This is a genomic window from Nocardia araoensis NBRC 100135 (assembly GCF_000308435.1).
In the GTDB taxonomy this organism is placed as follows: domain Bacteria; phylum Actinomycetota; class Actinomycetes; order Mycobacteriales; family Mycobacteriaceae; genus Nocardia; species Nocardia araoensis.
In genome coordinates this window covers 65,552-84,712 of sequence record NZ_BAFR01000003.1, presented here as the reverse complement: position 1 = coordinate 84,712, position 19,161 = coordinate 65,552, and the positions used below count along the sequence as shown (strand labels likewise).

At 68.3% G+C, this 19,161-nt stretch carries 17 protein-coding genes and 1 tRNA gene; 11 read left to right on the top strand and 7 right to left on the bottom strand.

Going from position 1 to position 19,161, the window contains the following annotated elements:
* Positions 1-23: 23 nt before the first annotated feature.
* On the bottom strand, positions 24-1,070 hold the full coding sequence (nicT, locus tag ON21_RS00900; RefSeq protein ID WP_505762778.1) for a Nickel transporter NicT: 1,047 nt from the start codon (positions 1,068-1,070) through the stop codon (positions 24-26).
* 504 nt (positions 1,071-1,574) lie between these two features.
* Between nicT and ON21_RS00895 the strand changes: the two genes are divergently transcribed.
* Entirely contained in the window at positions 1,575-2,648 is a 1,074-nt protein-coding gene (locus ON21_RS00895) for a nitric oxide synthase oxygenase (RefSeq protein WP_051020139.1), read from the top strand.
* Between the two features lie 50 nt (positions 2,649-2,698).
* Here the strand turns inward: ON21_RS00895 and ON21_RS00890 are convergent.
* The 3 genes from ON21_RS00890 to ON21_RS00880 form a co-directional block, all read right to left on the bottom strand.
* Positions 2,699-2,783, bottom strand: a tRNA-Ser gene (locus ON21_RS00890).
* 24 nt (positions 2,784-2,807) lie between these two features.
* Positions 2,808-3,308 carry a MarR family winged helix-turn-helix transcriptional regulator gene (locus ON21_RS00885; RefSeq protein ID WP_051020124.1) on the bottom strand — a complete coding sequence of 167 codons (501 nt, stop codon included), beginning with the start codon at positions 3,306-3,308 and terminating at the stop codon, positions 2,808-2,810.
* A 41-nt stretch (positions 3,309-3,349) separates the two neighbouring features.
* Positions 3,350-4,528 (bottom strand): lactate 2-monooxygenase, encoded by a 1,179-nt coding sequence (locus ON21_RS00880; protein ID WP_039794335.1) that lies wholly within the window; start codon positions 4,526-4,528, stop codon positions 3,350-3,352.
* Between the two features lie 117 nt (positions 4,529-4,645).
* Between ON21_RS00880 and ON21_RS00875 the strand changes: the two genes are divergently transcribed.
* Positions 4,646-5,650, top strand: a complete 1,005-nt coding sequence (locus ON21_RS00875) for an NAD(P)H-quinone oxidoreductase (protein WP_039794379.1) — start codon at positions 4,646-4,648, stop codon at positions 5,648-5,650.
* A gap of 7 nt (positions 5,651-5,657) precedes the next feature.
* On the opposite strand, the gene ON21_RS00870 is transcribed toward ON21_RS00875, so the two are convergent.
* Positions 5,658-6,860 carry a cysteine desulfurase-like protein gene (locus tag ON21_RS00870; RefSeq protein WP_039794334.1) on the bottom strand — a complete coding sequence of 401 codons (1,203 nt, stop codon included), beginning with the start codon at positions 6,858-6,860 and terminating at the stop codon, positions 5,658-5,660.
* Positions 6,861-7,111: 251 nt separating this feature from the next.
* Between ON21_RS00870 and ON21_RS00865 the strand changes: the two genes are divergently transcribed.
* From ON21_RS00865 to ON21_RS00835, 7 genes are all read left to right on the top strand, one after another.
* The gene (locus tag ON21_RS00865) at positions 7,112-7,714 is read left to right on the top strand and encodes a bacterial proteasome activator family protein (RefSeq protein ID WP_039794333.1); all 603 of its coding nucleotides are present in this window, start codon (positions 7,112-7,114) and stop codon (positions 7,712-7,714) included.
* Positions 7,715-7,936: 222 nt separating this feature from the next.
* Positions 7,937-8,818: a galactan export ABC transporter permease subunit Wzm/RfbD gene (gene wzm / locus ON21_RS00860; RefSeq protein ID WP_051020137.1), complete on the top strand. Its 882-nt coding sequence runs from the start codon at positions 7,937-7,939 to the stop codon at positions 8,816-8,818.
* 10 nt (positions 8,819-8,828) lie between these two features.
* Entirely contained in the window at positions 8,829-9,665 is an 837-nt protein-coding gene (gene wzt / locus ON21_RS00855; RefSeq protein WP_039794332.1) for a galactan export ABC transporter ATP-binding subunit Wzt/RfbE, read from the top strand.
* Positions 9,662-10,669, top strand: coding sequence for a galactofuranosyltransferase GlfT1 (glfT1, locus tag ON21_RS00850; protein WP_245562396.1), 1,008 nt, complete (start codon positions 9,662-9,664; stop codon positions 10,667-10,669). The genes wzt and glfT1 overlap by 4 nt, the downstream gene beginning before the upstream one ends.
* Positions 10,670-10,924: 255 nt before the next feature.
* The gene (gene rsgA / locus ON21_RS00845; protein ID WP_039794331.1) at positions 10,925-11,971 is read left to right on the top strand and encodes a ribosome small subunit-dependent GTPase A; all 1,047 of its coding nucleotides are present in this window, start codon (positions 10,925-10,927) and stop codon (positions 11,969-11,971) included.
* Between the two features lie 56 nt (positions 11,972-12,027).
* On the top strand, positions 12,028-12,738 hold the full coding sequence (locus tag ON21_RS39810; protein ID WP_245562395.1) for a hypothetical protein: 711 nt from the start codon (positions 12,028-12,030) through the stop codon (positions 12,736-12,738).
* A gap of 143 nt (positions 12,739-12,881) precedes the next feature.
* Positions 12,882-13,751 carry an SDR family oxidoreductase gene (locus tag ON21_RS00835; protein ID WP_039794330.1) on the top strand — a complete coding sequence of 290 codons (870 nt, stop codon included), beginning with the start codon at positions 12,882-12,884 and terminating at the stop codon, positions 13,749-13,751.
* 96 nt (positions 13,752-13,847) lie between these two features.
* Here ON21_RS00835 and ON21_RS00830 read toward each other — a convergent pair whose 3' ends face one another.
* Both ON21_RS00830 and ON21_RS00825 read right to left on the bottom strand, forming a co-directional pair.
* The gene (locus tag ON21_RS00830; RefSeq protein ID WP_039794329.1) at positions 13,848-15,758 is read right to left on the bottom strand and encodes a glycosyltransferase; all 1,911 of its coding nucleotides are present in this window, start codon (positions 15,756-15,758) and stop codon (positions 13,848-13,850) included.
* A 134-nt stretch (positions 15,759-15,892) separates the two neighbouring features.
* Complete coding sequence (locus ON21_RS00825) at positions 15,893-16,429, bottom strand: GtrA family protein (RefSeq protein ID WP_245562393.1); 537 nt, start codon at positions 16,427-16,429, stop codon at positions 15,893-15,895.
* Positions 16,430-16,576: 147 nt separating this feature from the next.
* Between ON21_RS00825 and ON21_RS00820 the strand changes: the two genes are divergently transcribed.
* A complete protein-coding gene (locus tag ON21_RS00820) occupies positions 16,577-17,545 on the top strand; it encodes a glycosyltransferase (RefSeq protein ID WP_039794328.1) in 969 nt (322 codons plus the stop codon).
* Positions 17,542-19,134: a DUF2142 domain-containing protein gene (locus tag ON21_RS00815; protein ID WP_039794327.1), complete on the top strand. Its 1,593-nt coding sequence runs from the start codon at positions 17,542-17,544 to the stop codon at positions 19,132-19,134. Before ON21_RS00820 ends, ON21_RS00815 begins: the two co-directional genes overlap by 4 nt.
* Positions 19,135-19,161 lie beyond the last annotated feature (27 nt).

Here is a 19,161-nt window from a genome sequence, read left to right as displayed (position 1 = left end):
GCGGCGAAGACCGAACAGCGCCTTCACCGTGCGGGCAGACCCTCCTGCCAGCGCCGCTGCTCTCCGGCGAAACGCCACACCGCGACGGCGACCGCCCAGGTGAGCACGAACAGCCCGACGATGATGTACCCGAGGTCACCCAGGTCGAGATTCCCGATCCAGGCGACGACGCCCGATTCGACCTCCAGCCGCTCGGCGAAGATCGAGACGATCTCCTGCCCGCCGATCAACAGGGCCACCGCCACCGAGAGTCCCGTGATCACCAGGTTGTAGTAGATCTTGCGCACCGGCTCGGCGAAGGCCCAGTCGTAGGCGAAGCTCATGAACGAACCGTCCAGCGAGTCGAACAGCGCCATGCCCGCCGAGAACAGCACCGGCAGTACCAGAATCGAGTACCAGGGCAGTCCGGTCGCCGCCGCGCCGCCCGCGATCACGAGCAGCCCGACCTCGGTGACGGTGTCGAATCCGAGGCCGAACAGGACGCCCACCGGATACATGTGCCGCGGCCTGCGGACGAGGCCGAGCACCGGCCGTAGCACCCGGTTGAGCAGCCCCCGGCTGTCCAGTTGCTTCTCCAGCTGCACCTCGTCGAATTCACCGCGGCGCATCTGCCGGAACACCCGCCAGATCCCCACCAGCGACGCCAGATTGAGCAAACCGATCAGGATCAGGAACGTACCGGAGACGCCGGTGCCCCATAGACCCGTCCATCGTTGCAGGGCCGAATCCTCGTCCGCCAAGCTGGACGCGAGCGCCCGCACACCGAACGCCAGCAATGCCACGAGCGCGAACACCACGGTGGAGTGGCCGAGCGCGAACCAGAACCCGACGGTTTGAACTCTCCGCCCGCTCTCCGCCACCAGTTTTCGCGTGGCGTTGTCGATGGCGGCGATGTGGTCGGCGTCGAACGCGTGCCGCATACCGAGGGTGTACGCCGTCACGCCGAGACCGACGCCGAACACCGAACCGTCGATCACATAGTGGCCCGGAGCGACCACCAGCAGAAGCGTCCCCCAGCCGAGGACGTGCAGAGCGACGACGGTGACGGCCATTCCGATGACACTGCGCACGAGCGAACCCCTCGACCCCGAAATGCCGACCTGTCAACGATACTCGACCGCACCGACGCAGATCCGCGTCTCCGATCGATCCAGCAAATCCAGCAAATCATGGCACACCGTCAGCACACCCGCCGTACGCTGAGCGCCTGGCCTTTTCCAGGTATCGAACTAGGACGGGCATGATCGCGCATCAACGCCACTGGCGCCGAGGTCACCGTACTGCGCTTCGCCGCGCCGTGCGGACCGGCCGCCCGGTTCGCAGTCGCGAATGCCCCGCCGCCCTCCAGGTCGGATTCGGCGTGAAGCTATTTCGCGGCATCTGCCCTGCCCGCCTTCGCGGGCCACCCGGAACGAAGCGGTGCCCACTGCGCTCCCCGCTCGAATTCTCTGCTCGATTCGTCTGTTTCATCGCAGCACCTATGCCCGACCGGAGAAACCGTGAATCCAGTGTCACCCGTGTGCTCGATCGAGAAATCGGACACGAAGCCTTTCCTGCCCGATCTGGAACGCCGGATGCGGGAGTGCGACGAGTTCTTCCGGCTACCCGAATTGGCGCACCTGAGCGCCCAGCGCCGCCGCTGCGCGCTGGAGCAACTCGAGCAGACCGGCTCCTATCTCCAGACCGCCGAGGAGATCCTGATCGGCGCCAAACTGGCCTGGCGCAATCACGCTCGCTGCGTGGGTCGCAAGCATTGGCGCTCGTTGAAATTGCTCGACGCCCGGCGGGTCCGCTCGGCGCGCGACCTGGCCGAGGTCTGCTGGCAGCACCTGCACATGGCCACCAACAATGGCGCCATTCAATCGATGATCACCGTCGGGCCGCCGCGGCAAGCGGACGGGCGCGAGTTCCGCATCGTCAGCCCGCAGATCATCCGCTACGCGGGCTATCGCAACGGGGACGGCACGGTCACCGGCGACGCCGCCAACGTCGAGCTCACCGAACTCGCCATGAAGCTCGGCTGGCGCGGCGCCCGAACGCCTTTCGACATCCTTCCGCTGCTGATCAGTACACCGGACGAGCCGATACGCTGGTTCGACATCCCGCCCGAACTCGCACGGGAGGTGGAACTCGAGCACCCGGAGTTCGAGTGGTTCGCCGGTCTCGGCCTGCGCTGGCACGCGCTGCCCGCGGTCTCCGACATGAATCTCGAGATCGGCGGCATGACCTATCCCTTCGCCCCGTTCAACGGCTGGTATATGGGCGCGGAGATCGGTGCGCGCAACCTCAGCGACGCCAACCGCTACAACATGCTCCCGCTCATCGCGGAGATGATGTGCCTGGACACCCGGGCGGAGCGCAATCTCTGGCGCGATCAGGCCCTGGTCGAACTCAACCGCGCGGTGCTGCACAGCTTCCGCAAAGCGGGCGTGTACATCGTCGACCACCACACCGTCGCCAAACAGTTCTGCGATCACGTCGAGCGCGAGGAGGCCGCGGGCCGCGCCTGCCCCACCGACTGGTCCTGGATCAACCCGCCGATCTCCTCCGGCCTGACCCCGACCTTCCACCGCTACTACGACCCGCCCGACCTGGACATCCGGCCCAACTTCGTCCGCAGGGACTTCCGCGCCGACACGGGACTGTGAAACGAGCCCGGGCCATGCTCTCCATGAGCATGGGCCACCGACGAGTGGAGCGGAGACGGAGGGATTTGAACCCCCGGTCGCTCTCGCGACGCTCGCTTTCAAGGCGAGTGCATTCGGCCGCTCTGCCACGTCTCCAGGCACCTGATCGTAGCGGACGGTTCAGCCGGAGTGCTTGCCGATTTCCTCGTCGACGCGGCCGAAGACGTCGGCGATCACCTCGAGCTGGGCCGGGGCGAGCAGATCGATGAAGTGGCTGCGGACGGCTTCGACGTGGCCGGGGGCGGCGGCTTGCAGGCGGCGCATGCCCTCGTCGGTGAGTTCGGCGAGCACGCCGCGGCCGTCTTCCAGGCAGGTGTTGCGGCGGACCATCTTCTGCGCCTCCAGCCGCCGGATCTGATGGGTCAGCTTGCTGCGTGAGGACAGCACGCCGTCGGCCAGCTCGCTCATCCGCAACGAGCGGTCCGGTGCCTCGGAGAGCAGGACCAGGATTCGGTATTCGGCGACGGTCAGGTCGCTGTCACGTTGCAGCTGACGATTCAGCGCCGTCATCAGGCGCTGGTGGCCGTCCATGTAGGCGCGCCAGGCGCGCTGCTGCGCCGGGGTGAGCCAGCGCGGCTCGGCCACGACGCGACCGGTCGATTCGGGATGCACAGTGGTCATTCTATGCGCGGCGAAGTGCGGAAATGGGCAACTATCGCAGGTCAGCGCACCGTGGACAGCAGTGCGCGGTTCACCGCGGCCGGGCTCGTGCATCCGGCGAGGCCGAGCGCGGAGTCGAAATCGGCGAGCAATGTGCGCAGCGCGTGCCGGACCCCCGTGGCGCCCGCCACCCCGAGGCCGTAGGCCCACGGCCGCCCGTACAGCACCGCCTTCGCACCCAGGGCCAGCGCGACGAGCACGTCGGAACCGGTGCGCAGGCCGGAGTCGAACAGCACGTCGGCGCGATCGCCGATGGTGGCGACGACCGCGGGCAGCGCGTCCAGCGCCGCGATCGAGCCGTCCACCTGGCGGCCGCCGTGATTACTCACCACCACCGCGTCGGCGCCGGCGTCCACCGCCTGACGTGCGTCGTCGGGGTGCAGGATACCTTTCACCGCGATCGGGAGGTCCGTCCATTCGCGCAGCCGCGCGACGTCGGCGAGCCGCAGCGTGTGGTTGCCGAACAGCCCCACCCAGGTGAGGATGGCCGTCCGCATCGCCTCCTCGCTCTCCTCCGGCGGGGTCGGCAGTTTGGCCAGGAACACCGGATCGGACAGATAGTTGGCGATGCCCTTGCCGTGCAGGAACGGCAGGTGCGCCTGTTCCAGGTCGCGCGGCCGCCAGCCGAGGACCGGGGTGTCCACGGTGACCACGATCGCCGAGGCCCCGGCCCGTTCGGCGCGCCGGACGAAGGAGCAGGCCAGTTCGTCGTCGGCGGGCCAGTACAGCTGGTACCACCAGGCACCGGCCGCCGCGCCGACGTCCTCGATGGTCGAAGAGGCGGCGGTGGACAGCACGGTCCCGATGCCGAGTTCCTTGGTCACCTCGGCCACGATCACCTCGCCGCCCTCGTGCAGCAGTTCCAGGACGCCGACCGGCGCGGTGAGCACGGGCGCGGCCAGTTTCGTGCCGAGCACCTCGACGGACAGATCCCGCGCGCCGGGGCCGGTGGAGCCGCGCAGCATCCGCGGCAGGATGCGGTAGCGGTCGAAGGCGGATCGGTTGGCCGCGGCGGTGCGCTCGGCGGACGCGCTGCCCGCCACGTAGGCGAACGCGGCCGGATCCAGCCGCTCCCGCGCCAGCGATTCCAGACCTGCTGCGGTCATGGGCAATTCAGGTGTCGTGCCGCCCAGACCGCCGAGGTAGATCTCGTTCTGGAAATCGATGAAGCCGCCGCTCATCACCGGAACGGTAGTCCGTGACGCCGGTCACCGCAGGCCGCTTGCCGGATCGATCCGGAAAGGTCGGCTCCGGGGGCCAGCGCGCGGCCGTCCGTCCGCGCGGAGCACTATGGCATGGTGCGCGCGATAGATCTGAACGGTTCCGGCGGTCCCGAGGTCATGATCTTGTCCGAGGTGCCGGAGCCGACACCGGGACACGGCGAAGTGCTGATCGACGTGGCCGCCGCGGGGGTCAATCGGGCCGATCTGTTGCAGCGTCAGGGCTATTACCCGCCCCCGCCGGGAGCCAGTCCGCTGCTCGGCCTGGAATGCTCCGGTGTGATCGCCGGAGTCGGCGACGGAGTCCGCGACTGGGCGGTCGGCGATCGGGTGTGCGCGCTGCTGTCCGGCGGCGGCTACGCCGAGCGGGTCGTGGTGCCCGCCACCCAGGTGCTTGCGGTTCCGGAAAGCCTCGACCTGGGCGCGGCGGCCGGGCTGCCCGAAGTGGCGGCCACCGTCTGGTCGAACCTGGTGATGACCGCGGGCCTGCGGGCCAACCAGCTGCTCCTGATCCACGGCGGCGGCAGCGGGATCGGCACGCACGCCATCCAGGTCGCCAAGGCCCTCGGCGCGCGCGTCGCGGTGACCGCTGGATCGGCCGAGAAGCTGGCGCGCTGCGCGGAGCTCGGGGCCGACGTGCTGATCAACTACAAGGAGGACGACTTCGTCGCCGCCGTGCGCGCCGAGCGCTCGGGCGCGGGCGGCTCCGGCGCGGACGTCATCCTCGACAACATGGGCGCGGCCTACCTGGGACGCAACGTCGACGCGCTGGCCGAGCACGGCCGTCTCGTGGTGATCGGCATGCAGGGCGGCGTGAACGCCGAACTGAACCTGGGCGCCCTGCTGCGCAAGTGGGGCACCGTCCACGCCACCAACGTGCGCGCGCGGCCCGCGACCGGCTCGGGCAGCAAAGCCGAGATCGTGGCCGAGGTGCGCGGGCAGCTGTGGCCGTTGATCGCCGACGGCACGGTGGCGCCCGTGATCGCGGCCGAACTGCCGATCGAAGAGGCCGCCGAAGCGCACCGGCTGCTGGACTCCGGCGAGGTGTTCGGCAAGGTCGTGTTGCGGGTGGCGGAACTCTGAGCGCCGCTCACTCCAGCGCCAGCAGCGCCCTGCCGAGCTGATCGATCTCGAACTTGGTGGTGTAGGGCGCCAGGCCGATGGTCACCGCGCCGCCCTCGTCGTTGACGCCGAGCGCGTCCAGCAGCCTGCTGCCGCCGTGCACGCCGCTCACCGTGCCGATCCGGTTGTCGGCGAGCTTCGCCGCGACCTTCTCCGCCTGCATGCCCGCGAGCGTGAAGCTGACCGTGGGAATGCGGGTGGACGCGCGGCCGATCACGGTGAGACTCGGGATCGAGTCGAGCATGCTCATCAAGTGCTCGAACAGCTGGTCGTGATAGTCCTGCAACGAGGTGATCGACATCTCCAGGCGCTCGCGCCGGGTGCCGTGCGCGCGTTCGTCCAGCCCGGCCAGGAAGTCGATCGAGGTGGTCAGGCCCGCCAGCAGCGCGTACTGGTGCCCGCCGACCTCGAGTCGCTCGGCGCCCTTCGCATAGGGGTTGAGCGACATGGACGGGATCCGGTCCAGGAACGCGGGGTCGCGGAAGACCAGCGCGCCGATCTGCGGACCGCCCCATGCCGGTGCGCTCAACGCGACGACGTCGGCGTTCAGTTCCTCGATGTCGATCAGCGCGTAGGGCGCGGCGCCGAACGCGTCCGCCACGAGCAGGCCGCCCACCTCGTGCACCCGGTCCGCGGCCACCCGCACCGCGGGCGCCGAGCCGACGATGGGCGAGGCGGCGGTGAGCGCGACCAGTCGCGCCGTGGGGCCGATCAGTTCCTCGAACTGCCAGGACGGCATCTCACAGGTCTCGATCTCCACCTCGGCCCAGCGCACGTGCGCGCCGTAGCGGTTGGCGATGCGCAACCACGGCGCGACATTGGCCTCGTCGTCCAGCCGGGACAGCACGATGCCGGTGCCGAGGCCGAGGCGGGAGCTCAGCGATTCGGCGAGCCAGGCCAGCAGGACCGCACGGTCGGGGCCGAGCACGACACCCGCCGGGTCACCGCCGACCAGGTCGGCCACGGCCTCGCGGGCCGCGTCCAGAATCGCCGCGCTGCGCACGGCCGCGGCGGTCCGGCCGATATGAGAAAAGGAAGAGGTTCGGAAACCCGTTGAAACAGCCCGGGATACCGCGTCCGGGACCAGCATTCCCGCTTGCGGGTCCAGATGGATCCAGCCGTCGCCCAGGGACGGTATCAGGCCCCGAACCCGCGCGACGTCGTAAGTCATGCTGGCCACTCTAAGGGCAGCGGGCGAGCCTGTGTAACCGCGTTCCCCTCCACATCGTGGCGAGAGCACAGCGACCTGGGACTCAGCATGGCGACCGACTTTCGACAAATCCGAACCGCACGACCCGAACAGAATAGAACGCCGGCCCCCACGGTGGTGCGTACCCGCGATACGCGCCGCACCCTGCCCAGTGTGCCCACTGCGGAACACCGGCTTAGCGCGTTCCGAGCGAACACGACATGATAGGGACCATGACGCACTCGTATGAGGCACCGGACCACATCGTCGTTGTCGGACCCGACGGCAGGCCGTTGGCCATCCCGGCGGCGGCCGGATCGGAGGCGCCCTTCACCGCGCAGGTCGTGACCGACGATAACAAGGACAAGTCGGACGACCGGGACGACTCCGGCGAATCGCTCGCCGACATGGTCGAGCAGCCCGCGAAGGTGATGCGGATCGGCACCATGATCAAGCAGCTGCTCGAGGAGGTGCGCGCCGCTCCGCTGGACGAGGCCAGCCGCAATCGCCTCAAGGAGATCCACACCTCCTCGGTGCGGGAGCTGGAGCAGGGCCTCGCCCCCGAACTGCGGGAGGAGCTCGAGCGGCTCACCCTGCCGTTCACCGACGACGCCGTCCCGTCCGATGCCGAACTGCGAATCGCGCAGGCCCAGCTGGTCGGCTGGCTGGAGGGCCTGTTCCACGGCATCCAGACGGCGCTGTTCGCCCAGCAGATGGCCGCGCGCGCCCAGCTCGAACAGATGCGTCAAGGGGCGCTGCCGCCCGGACTCAACGTCGCCGACCCGCGCGGTAGCCAGGCCGGTCACGTCACCGGCGGTTCCGGCCAGTACCTGTGAGACCGGCGACGCGCGTGTGCCACGCGGTGGCGGGAAGCCACCGGGGTAGTCTCGTGCACCGTGCCCGCCGCTGCCGCTCGCTCCGACTCGGTTTCCGATCCGAGTGCGGTGCGTCCTGAAGAGAGCTCAGTTGGTTCCGATGACCAAGCGCGTTCAGATGACAGCTCGACCCCCTCGGCCGAGCACACGGTGCGTTCCGAAGACGATGCACCGGAGGCCCCGGTGAGCGCTGCCACACCGCAGACGGAGACCCTGCACGCCGGAGCCACCGAGGCGAAGATCGTGCCGGACTCGCAGACGTTCCGGCGCGCGTTCCAGGACTTCGCGGGCGGCTTCGCCCAGCGGGAGCTGTGGCTGTCGCTCGGCTGGCAGGACATCAAGCAGCGCTACCGCCGCTCGGTGCTCGGGCCGTTCTGGATCACCATCGCCACCGGCTTGCAGGCCGTGGCGATGGGCGTGCTGTACGCGGCGCTGCTCGGCCAGCCGCTGCGCGAGTACCTGCCCTATGTGACGGTCGGGTTGATCATCTGGAACGTGATCAGCGCGAGCATCCTGGAGGGCTCGGAGGTCTTCATCGCCAACGAGGGCCTGATCAAGCAGCTGCCCTCGGCGCTGAGCGTGCACGTCTACCGGCTGGTGTGGCGGCAACTGCTCTTCTTCGCCCACAACATGGTCATCTACCTGGTGATGCTCGCCGCGTTCGGCGTGTGGCGCCATCTCGGGGTGGCCAGCCTCATGGCGATTCCGGCGATCGCGCTGATCTTCCTGAATTCGATGTGGGTGTCGATCGTGTTCGGCATCTTCAGCACGCGCTATCGCGACATCGCGCCGATTCTCGGCAGCACCACGCTGATGCTGTTCGTGCTGACGCCGGTCATGTGGACGACGAAGACGCTGCAATCGCAGATGGGCAACGGCGACCGCGCGAAGCTGGCCGAACTCGTGCCGACGTTCCACTATCTCGAGATCGTCCGGGCGCCCCTGCTCGGCGAACCGCAGGAACTGCGGCACTGGCTGGTCGTCGGCACGATCACCCTGCTGGGCTGGATCGTGGCGATCCTCGCCATGAAGCAGTTCCGTTCGCGCGTACCGTACTGGGTATAGGAGCGCCCCGATGAGTCGTGTGAGTATCGAGACCCAGGAGGCCTGGGTCGAATTCCCGATCTTCGACGCCAAATCGCGGTCGTTGAAGAAGGCGTTCCTCGGCAAGGCCGGCGGCGCGATCGGGCGCAACAAATCCGACGTCGTCGTGGTCGAGGCCCTGCGGGAGATCAATCTGTCGCTGAAGGAAGGCGATCGGGTCGGCTTGGTCGGGCACAACGGCGCGGGCAAATCGACCCTGCTGCGCCTGCTTTCGGGCATCTACGAACCCTCGCGCGGCAGTGCGCGCATCCGCGGGCGGGTGGCGCCGGTGTTCGACCTCGGCGTCGGCATGGACCCGGAGATCTCCGGCTACGAGAACATCATCATTCGGGGCCTGTTCCTCGGGCAGACCCGCAAGCAGATGCTGTCGAAGATCGATGAGATCGCCGATTTCACCGAGCTCGGCGAATACCTGTCCATGCCGCTGCGCACCTATTCCACCGGTATGCGGGTTCGCCTCGCGATGGGCGTGGTCACCTCGATCGATCCGGAGATCCTGCTGCTCGACGAGGGCATCGGCGCCGTCGACGCGGAATTCATGAAGAAGGCCCGCAAGCGGTTGCAGTCGTTGGTGGCGCGTTCGGGCATCCTGGTCTTCGCGAGCCATTCGAACGAATTCCTCGCGCAGCTGTGCGATACGGCGCTGTGGATCGACCACGGCCAGATCCGGCTGCGTGGCGGCATCGAAGAAGTGGTGCGAGCCTATGAGGGGCCGGAGGCGGGGAATCACGTCGCGACCGTGCTGCGCGAGCTGGAAGCGGAACGGGGCGGGACAAACGAACGAGAATTGGAGCGGAATCAGGCATGAGTGAGCCGACCGGGCAGGACACCCCGATCGACGAAGGGGCGCAGGCCCGGATCGGCTCCGTGCCGGAGGAGGCCGTCGAGCCCGCCGCGAAATCAGCAGCGCCGGTGCCTGATTCGCAACCGCGCATCGTGGCCGTGGTGGTCACGCACAAGCGCCGCGAACTGCTCGCCGAGTCGTTGAAAGTCGTCACCTCGCAGTCCCGGCCGGTGGACCACCTCATCGTGGTCGACAACGGCAACGAGACCGAAGTCGCCGACCTGGTGCGCGACCAGCCGGTGGAATCCACCTACCTGGGCTCGGCGCACAACCTCGGCGGAGCGGGCGGGTTCGCGCTCGGCATGCTGCATGCGCTGAGCATCGGCGCGGACTGGGTATGGCTCGCCGACGACGACGGCAGGCCCGAAGGCCCCGACGTGCTGTCCACCCTGCTGGACTGCGCGGACCGGCACGGCTTGGTCGAGGTCTCGCCTGTCGTCTGCGACATCGATGAGCCCGACCGGCTCGCCTTCCCGCTGCGCCGCGGCGTGGTCTGGCGCAGGCTGCGCTCGGAACTCGGCGACGACGATTTCCTGCCCGGCATCGCCTCGCTGTTCAACGGCGCGCTGATCTCCGCGCGGGCGGTCGACGTGATCGGCGTGCCGGATCTGCGCCTGTTCGTGCGCGGCGACGAGGTGGAGGTGCATCGCAGGCTGGTGCGCTCCGGGCTGCCGTTCGGCACCTGCCTGCAGACGGCGTATCTGCATCCCAACGGCGCGGCCGAGTTCAAGCCGATTCTCGGCGGCCGGATGCACACGCAGTATCCCGACGATCCGGTGAAGCGCTATTTCACCTACCGCAACCGCGGCTACCTGATGTCCCAGCCGGGCATGCGGAAGCTGCTGCCCCAGGAATGGGTTCGCTTCTCCTGGTTCTTCCTGGTCACCCGCCGCGACCCCGCCGGCCTGCGCGAATGGTTCCACCTACGCTCGCTCGGCCGCCACGAGCAGTTCGGCAAGCCCGACTGACGCCGGGTAGTCCTCGCGTCGGGCCGGGCGCACGCCGATCCGGAAATCGTAAATTCGGTTGTGCGGGGCGGATTCGGATGCAAGGGTGGTGAGACCGCGAGAGAGGTAAGGAGGTGTGGACCGTGACGAGGAACGTTCGGGTTGTCGTGTTCAGGCGAGCTGACGTCGGTCATGCCGCCACACGAAACTCCCCCTCATTCTCCGCTCGCTGAACCCTCCGTCGGGTTCGGCGCCCGACGAAGGACTCCTTCCATCATGGTCGACCACGACCTTCTCGTCCCTTACGGCTGGACCGAAGCCGTTGCCTCGCAGTACGCCTCGATGATCGAGGAAGACTGTGTCCCCGCGCGCGTGATCCGCATGGATCGCAGTGAATGCGATGTGGCCACGCCGGGCGGGCTCGCCCGCGCTCGCTGCCCGCGCCCGGATTCCGAGGTCAGCGGGCTGTGCACCGGCGACTGGGTGACCGTTGACGCCACGTCGGCGGTGCGCCGGTTGCTGCCGCGCCGATCGGCGATCGTGCGATCGTCGGTATCCGGGCGGTCCCACGGCCAGGTGCTCGCCGCCAACGTCGACACCGTGCTGATCTGCACCGCCGCCGACGGCGATGTGGATCTCGGCCGCATCGAACGCATGCTCGCGCTGGTCTGGGAGAGCAACGCCCAGCCGATCGTGCTGCTCACCAAGGCCGACGCGGCCGAGAACATCCCGCTCGCCCAGGTGCGCGCCGTCGCACCGGCCGCTGCCGTGCTCGAGGTGAGCGCGAGCACCGGGCTCGGGCTGGACGTGCTCACCGCGATGCTGGACGGCACCGTCGCACTGCTCGGACCCTCCGGTGCTGGGAAGTCGACCCTCGCCAACGCGCTGCTCGGCGCGGAGGTCTTCGCCACCAACGCGGTCCGCGACACCGACAAGAAGGGCAGGCACACCACGGTGCACCGGGAACTGCGCCCGCTGCCCGGCGGCGGCACTCTGATCGATACGCCCGGGCTGCGCGGCGTCGGACTGTGGGACGCTGCCGAAGGCATCGAGAAGACCTTCAGCGACATCGAAACCCTCGCCGCCCGATGCCGTTTCGGCGATTGCGCACACCACGGCGAACCGGGGTGCGCGGTACGGGAGGCGATCGACAACGGCGAACTCACCCAACGCAGGCTCGACAGTTACGACAAGCTGGCGCGGGAGAACGAGTGGATGCGGGCGCGCACCGACAAGCGGCTGCAAGCCGAACGCGAACGAGCCTGGCGGGACATCACCAAGCAGCACCGGAAGATGTTCCGGGAGCGGAACTCGCGACGCTGATCGAGCGGGGGCACGGTAGGGTGCCCCTCGCATCGTTCGCTATCTGGGAGGGATAGATGAGTCAGCCCGGCGGGTACCCGCCACCCGGTCAGCAGCCCGGCCAATGGCCCGGGCAGCCGACGTTCGGTCAGCAGCCGCCAGTCGGCCAGTACCCGCCTCAGCAGGCGCCCGCGCAGTACGCGCCGCCTGCGGGGCAGCAGCCGAGCCACCCGCATCTCGCCCAACCTCAGGTGGGCCAGCCGCCGTACGGGCAGCCCCAATTCGGCCAGCCCGCACCGCAGTACGGGCAGCCGCAGCCCTACGGCCAGCCGCAGCAATTCGGCCAGCCGCAACCGTACGGCCAGCCGCAGCAGTTCGGCCCGCAGGGCTACGGCCGGCCCGCCGATCCGCCGGGCATCACCATCGATGCCTCGTACTCGCTGTGGACCTTCATGCTCGCGCTGACCAAGCCGAAGATCCTGGTCAACGGACAGCGGGTGCCCAACACCCGTTGGGGCGCGAACCACATCCCGGTCGGTCCCGGCCAGTACCACGTCCGGGTCGCCACACCGTGGTTGTTCGACATGGGTGCGGCGAACGTGACCGTGCCGATCGCCGAGGGACAGGCCGCGCGGTTCTACTACAAGCCACCGGTCGTGATCTTCCTCAACGGCGCGATCGGACCGGTTCCGCAGAAGGCGCCGGGCATGCTGTTCCTGTACATCGTCTGGGCCCTGGTCGGCCTGATGTTCTTGCTGAACATCATCCTGATCGCCACCACGGCCTGAACCGGAAGAGGGCGCCGGTACGCCGGTGCCCTCTCTTCGCACCGCATATGCACCTGGTTGCATAGTGAGCGGGTTTACGATTGGTCTGCAAGCGCGTACAGCCGCAGGCTGGTGCCTGCGACGGAAACGAAGGAGCAGGTCAGATGACGGAACCGGGATCCAAGCCGCTAGCGGGCCGGACGATGATCATGTCCGGCGGCAGTCGCGGCATCGGGCTGGAGATCGCCAAGCGGGCCGCGGCCGACGGCGCGAACATCACCCTCATCGCGAAGACCGATCAGCCGCATCCCAAGCTGCCGGGCACCATCCACACCGCCGCCGCGGAACTCGAGGCGGAGGGCGGGCAGGTACTCCCGTTCGTCGGCGACGTCCGCGTCGACGAGTCGGTGGCCGAGGCGGTACGCCAGACGGTGGAACGGTTCGGCGGCATCGACATCGTGGTGAACAACGCTTCCGCGATCGACCTGTCCCCGACGGACGCACTGCCGATGAAGAAATACGACCTGATGCAGGACATCAATTGCCGCGGCAGCTTCCTGCTGTCCAAGCTGAGCATCCCGCATCTGCGCGAATCGGCGAAGGCCGGGCGCAACCCGCACATCCTCACCCTGTCCCCGCCGCTGAACCTGGACCCCAAGTGGGCGGGCATGGCGCTGGGCTACACGATCGCCAAGTACGGCATGTCTTTGACCACCCTGGGGCTGGCCGAGGAACTCAAAGGCGACGGCATCGGCGTGAATTCACTGTGGCCGCGCACCACCATCGCCACCGCGGCGGTGAAGAACCTGCTCGGCGGTGAGGAGATGATCTCCACCTCGCGCACACCCGATATCTATGCCGACGCCGCCTACCTGGTGCTCACCTCGCCCGGCAAGGAGACCAGCGGCAACTTCTTCATCGACGACGAGGTGCTGGCCGCCCACGGCATCACCGACCTGGACAAGTACCGCGTCACCCCGGGCGACGGCGAACTCACCACCGATCTTTTTCTGTCCGCCTCTCCGCGTCTTTAGGCCGGACTCAGGTGCCGCGCCAGCAGCGTTGGCGGCTGCAATCGGGGGACGGGCTGGTCAGCCCGTCCCCCATGAGTTACCCATGTACCAACGAAATCAGCTGTCGCGCTGACCTTCGATCCCGTACAACCGCTCCCAGTTCTCGCGGCTGGTCAGTTCCGGCATGGCAGCGCGGTACTGCGCCTGCACGGCGGGCAGCTCCCGGCGCAGGCGACGCAGCACACGCACCATACGACGCAACAGCCGCAGCGCGCGGGCCTTGTCGCGCTGACGCACCCGGACACCGGACTGTGAGGCGTCGGTGACCACCACGTGGTCGAACAGCGAGACATGCCACCAGTAGGCGTCTTCCCTGGTGACGCCGATGATGCCGTGCTGGGTACGCCCCAGCCACTGGTTGATCGCGCGCTTGATCAGCACCAGCTTCGCGCGGCTGGGTTCCCCACCCGCGCGGCGCAGTTGGATGTCCGCGGAGCGCACCGGCGGTGTCGAGGCGGGGTGCTTGATCGTCTCGGGATAATCGGCCCGGCTGGTCCGCGCGGCCGCCAGCGCTTCGATACCGCCGTCCCGCAACACCTTCGGGCCCTTCAAGAAGTCCTCGATGCCCTGCAGCGTGGTGTGCACCAAGCCGTACTGCATCGCGACCAACTGCTCCGCCATCTCCCGGAACAACCTGCCCGCGATGTCCTTACCGTCCAGCTCGGTGTGCAGCGAGCCGACGATCAGCGAGTTGCGGGTGCTGAAGTAGCGCGCCCAGTCGTCGTAGTCCTTCCAGTAGAAGTCGGCGTGCCAGACCGCGGCGTTGGGCAGCGTGACGGTGACGAAACCGTGCTCGCGCGCCCGGATGCCGTATTCCACGTCGTCCCACTGGAAGAAGATCGGGATCGGCAGGCCGATCTTCGCGACCACCTCGGCCGGGATGAGGCAGGTCCACCAGGCGTTGTAGCCCGCGTCCACGCGGCGCTCCTGGTTCTTCTTCAACATGCTGGTGTTGCGCAGCGCCTTCGGCACCTTCTGGCCGTGCCGCAGCCGGTTCAGATGCACTTCCTCGGCGCCGACGTTGAGGTAGTCGGGGTTGAGCAGGAACAGCATCTGCGCGCCGACCAGGGTCGGCTCGACCGTCAGGTTGGCGAACGCGTTCAGGCGCAGCACCGTCTCCGGTTCGCAGAGGATGTCGTCGTCCATCAGGATGACGTCGGCGTGCTCGTTGACCGCGGACACCTCGTAGAGGCCCCGGGTGAAGCCACCGGCGCCGCCGAGGTTCGGCTGGCGCAGGTAGCGCAGTTTCTCGCCGAGGATCGGCGCGACCTCCTGGTAGCGCGGCCGGTTCTCGACCAGATCGGTGCCCTGGTCGACGACGTACACCGCGTCGATCGCGGCGAGCACGGTGGGATCGGAGGACAGCGCCGCGACCGTCTCCGCGCAGTCCTCGGCACGGTTGAAGGTGCAGATCGCGATGGCGACCGGGCGGACGCGTTCCGGCGCGACGGCCGTCCAGCTCAGTTCCGCGATGCCGAGCGCGCCGCCGATGGCGTCGAACTCCAGCCACAGCGCGCCGCCGTCGACGTACTGATCGAGCGGAGCGGTCAGGGTGACCGAACCGCTCGCGTCGACCCGCTGGGTGTCGATGATCCTGCGGTGGCCGGCGATGTCGGAGGCCACCAGGCGGATGTTCGCCTTGGCGGCCACGTCGAGCACCATGGTGGCTTGCACCTCGGTGACCGTGGTCCAGCGCTGCCAGTAGCTGGCGGCGAACCGTCCGAAGTAGGTGTTGGTGTGCGCGGTCGCGCCCTTGTCCAAGCGCAGGGTCTGGCGTTCTCGGTGCGCGCCACCTTTTACGACGGCGTACAGCTCATCGCTCACCTTCGCCGACGGACCGGTGAAGATACCGCGCTGGAGCACGAGCCGGTCCGGCGCCCGATGGTCGGCGCGCAGCGCGGCAGGCGCCTCAGCGGCTGTCGAGCGATCGTTTGTTTCGGTAACGGCCTCGATAGCCGACTGATCCATGAAATCCTCGAAATTCTCATTGTGCCGGACGGGACAGACACGCCCCTCGATGCCTTCACGGCGGGGGTGAGGATATCAACCACCCTGTGCGGTTGCCCGCCGTACGGCCGCGCCGACGTGTGCCCGAAGCATTGCTAAACGTTCGCCGATTCGTTGTCGGTGGCGCTGTCCTCGCCCGCTCGCGCCCCGGTGAAGACCCATTTGTCGTAGGCCAAGTACCGGAACACCACGGCCACGATCTGCCCGATCAACGTACCGGAGACGTTGTCCGAAAGCGGGCTCGACAGGTCGAGCACGTAACGGGAGAAGCCGAGACAACCCAGTTGCAGCCCGATCGCTACCACGTTGAACACGGCGTACAACAGATACTCGCGCCCGGGATTGTCGGTCTTCTTGTGCGCGAAGGTCCACCATTTGTTGCCGAAATAGGTCACCACCGTGGCCACCGCGATCGCGATGATCTTGGCGGGCAGTGGGTAGTGATAGAGCACGCCCTCGCCACCCCAGAAGACCAGGAGGTTGTACGTGCCCGCGTCCACCAGGAAGCCGATCGCGCCGACCACCAGGAACGCCCCGCCTCTGCGCAGCGCGGCGAGCACCTTGCGAACGACCGCACCGGTCTCCTGGGTCACTGGCTCGCCCGCGGGCGCGGTGGACTCACTGGATGGCACGGCCCGACGGTACCGCAGCGACACCGCGGCGCCCGCGCGGGGAAATTCCGCTGTCGCACACGGTGAGGTCGGCCACGCGCAAGCTGTGAGTTCCCTGTACCCTCCCCGTGTTCCCACATTCACCACCGATCGCGAGGATTGACCCGGGTGGACTCCACCGAGCTCCGTATTGCCGCCGTGGTTCCGTGTCACAACGAAGAGGCCTCGGTCGCCAAGGTCGTGGCCGATCTACAGGCCGCCGTGCCGGGAATCGTCGTCTACGTCTACGACAATCTGAGCACGGACGAAACCGCCGAGCGTGCCCGCGAGGCCGGAGCGATCGTGCGGCACGAGCACACCAAGGGCAAGGGCAACGTGGTGCGCCGCGCCTTCGCCGACATCGAGGCGGACGTGTACTTGATGATCGACGGCGACGACACCTACGAGGCGTCCGCCGCGCCGCTGATGATCAAGACGCTACTCGACGGCCCCTACGACCACGTGCTCGGCGTGCGCAAGCAGGACGAGGGCGCCTCGGCCTACCGCGCGGGCCACGAGACCGGCAACAAGGTGCTCAACGGCGTGGTCGGGAAGGTGTTCGGCGAGAACGTCGAGGACATGCTCTCCGGCTTCCGGGTGTTCTCCCGCCGCTTCGTGAAGAGCTTTCCCGCGGTGTCCCGCGAATTCGAGATCGAGACCGAACTCACGGTGCACTCCCTGCACCTGCGGGTGCCGCAGACCGCGGTGCCGGTCGGCTTCCGCGATCGTCCGGCGGGCAGCGAGAGCAAGCTGCGCACCTATCACGACGGTTTCAAGATCCTCGCCCTGATCGTCGGCCTGGCCCGGCACGAGCGGCCGGTCGCGTTCTACGGCCTGTTCGGCACGCTGAGCTGGTTGGTCTCGATCATCCTGACCATCCCGATCATCGTGGAGTTCTACAACACCCACACGGTGCCGCGATTCCCGACGCTGTTCCTCGGCTTCACCCTGCTGCTGCTCGGCAGCCTCGCCTGGACCGCGGGCCTGATCCTCGACGGCATCCGGCGCTCCCGCCACGAGGCCGCGCGCCTGGTCTACCTGCGTTACACGGCGGTGGGTGCGGAGGACCCGCGGAGCAACGGCGGAGCCGGGCGGTGACGACCTCCGCGGATCGGACCGCGACGCCGGAGGAGAATTCGGTCGAGCCCTCGGACACCGCACCGCTACCCGCGACCGACACCGCACCGCTGCCCGCCGTCGACGCCGAGACGGCGACGACCGGAACGGACCGGTCCGCGAAAGGCTTCGCCGAGCGAGCGGTGACGCGCCTGGGCGGGGCGACGATCGCCTTCACCCTGCTCGCGACCATATTCGGTGCGCTGTTCACCGTTCTCACCCCGCCCATGTGGGGTCATGACGAGATCACCCAGTTCGGTCGCGCCTACCAGGTCGCGCACGGCGGGTTCCTGCCCCAGCGGATCCACGACGATCGCGGCATCGCCTACGGCGGCGACGTTCCCGCCAGCATCACCGAGTTGATGGGCTACGCGCTGCAGGACTACACCACCAACCCGGACGAGCCCGACCCCATGGTGGCCGACCCGGCCCGCTACGACCGGTTGACGAACGCCGCGGTCTCCGACGCCACCGAACCGGTGTGGTTCACCAATACCGCGGCCTACTCGCCGGTGCCCTACATCCCGGCCGCGATCGGCATCCGGCTCGGCGAGCTCTTCGGGCTCGACGTGGGCGGCCTGCTCCTGCTCACCAGGCTCGCCGGACTGCTCGCCTACCTCGCGGTGGTCGGATTCGGCCTGTACGCCTTGCGTGCGCATCGGGTGCAGTGGCTGGCGTTCACCGTCGCCGCGCTGCCGATCGCGGTGTTCCAGGCCGGCACGGTCACCGCCGACACCATGACCAACGCGCTGGCCATCCTCGTCTCCGCGCTGCTGGTGAAGGCGATGTTCCTCGGCGAGCGCCTCGGCCGGGTGGAGATCGGCGCGCTGCTGGCCGCGACGATTCTGCTGCCGGTGAGCAAGCCCACCTACGTGCTGCTCGCCTTGCTGGTCGCCCTGGTGCCCGCCGAGCGATTCGGGTTCAGCGGCTGGCGGCGCGGGATTCCGTGGGCCTTCGCCGCGGCCGGCGCGCTCGCGTTCGCGGTGTGGATGAAGATCGCGGCGCCGACCGGCGACGGTATGGGCCTGATGCGGCCGCCGCACCAGTGGCACTCGGTGCGTCCCGGCGACCAGCTCAGCGGCATCCTGCGCGATCCGCCGGAGTTCGTGCACGTGTTCGGCGAGAGCATCGCGCTGCGCGACCAGCGCTGGTTCAGCCAGTTCTTCGGCGAACTCGGCTTCGCCTACGTCGATGTGCCCGCCCTTTCCATGCTGGCCTGCCTGCTGGCGTTCGCGGTGAGCCTCGGCGTCGCGGAACGAATGACCGCCCCGGCCTTCCGCCGCACCCTGATCGTCGCGCTCACCATGGCGGCGAGCGTTGCGATGATCTACGTGACGCTGTACATGTCGTTCACGCCGGTCGGCTACTACATCATCGACGGCGTGCAGGGCCGCTACTTCGTGCCGCTGGCGATCGTGACGCTCGCGGTGCTGCTGCGCTGGATGCCGCTGCGGCTCACCGACTCCGCGGGTAAGACCCCGTCGGTCGGCCCGGCCGTCACCGTGGTGGTGGCGACGAGTGTGGCGCTGATCGCGGCGGCGGCGAAGTACTACACCATCGTCTGGGGCTGAGCGGCGTGGCGCCTCTGGGTGTCCCCC

Excerpts from the sequence above, each read along its gene's own strand:
- rsgA (WP_039794331.1), top strand. The coding sequence starts at position 10,925 with ATGGTCGACCACGACCTTCTCGTCCCTTACGGCTGGACCGAAGCCGTT.
- ON21_RS00870 (WP_039794334.1), bottom strand. The coding sequence starts at position 6,860 with ATGACTTACGACGTCGCGCGGGTTCGGGGCCTGATACCGTCCCTGGGC.
- ON21_RS00885 (WP_051020124.1), bottom strand. The coding sequence starts at position 3,308 with ATGACCACTGTGCATCCCGAATCGACCGGTCGCGTCGTGGCCGAGCCG.
- ON21_RS00865 (WP_039794333.1), top strand. The coding sequence starts at position 7,112 with ATGACGCACTCGTATGAGGCACCGGACCACATCGTCGTTGTCGGACCC.
- glfT1 (WP_245562396.1), top strand. The coding sequence starts at position 9,662 with ATGAGTGAGCCGACCGGGCAGGACACCCCGATCGACGAAGGGGCGCAG.
- ON21_RS00880 (WP_039794335.1), bottom strand. The coding sequence starts at position 4,528 with ATGAGCGGCGGCTTCATCGATTTCCAGAACGAGATCTACCTCGGCGGT.
- ON21_RS00835 (WP_039794330.1), top strand. The coding sequence starts at position 12,882 with ATGACGGAACCGGGATCCAAGCCGCTAGCGGGCCGGACGATGATCATG.
- ON21_RS00895 (WP_051020139.1), top strand. The coding sequence starts at position 1,575 with ATGCGGGAGTGCGACGAGTTCTTCCGGCTACCCGAATTGGCGCACCTG.
- ON21_RS00830 (WP_039794329.1), bottom strand. The coding sequence starts at position 15,758 with ATGGATCAGTCGGCTATCGAGGCCGTTACCGAAACAAACGATCGCTCG.
- wzt (WP_039794332.1), top strand. The coding sequence starts at position 8,829 with ATGAGTCGTGTGAGTATCGAGACCCAGGAGGCCTGGGTCGAATTCCCG.
- ON21_RS39810 (WP_245562395.1), top strand. The coding sequence starts at position 12,028 with ATGAGTCAGCCCGGCGGGTACCCGCCACCCGGTCAGCAGCCCGGCCAA.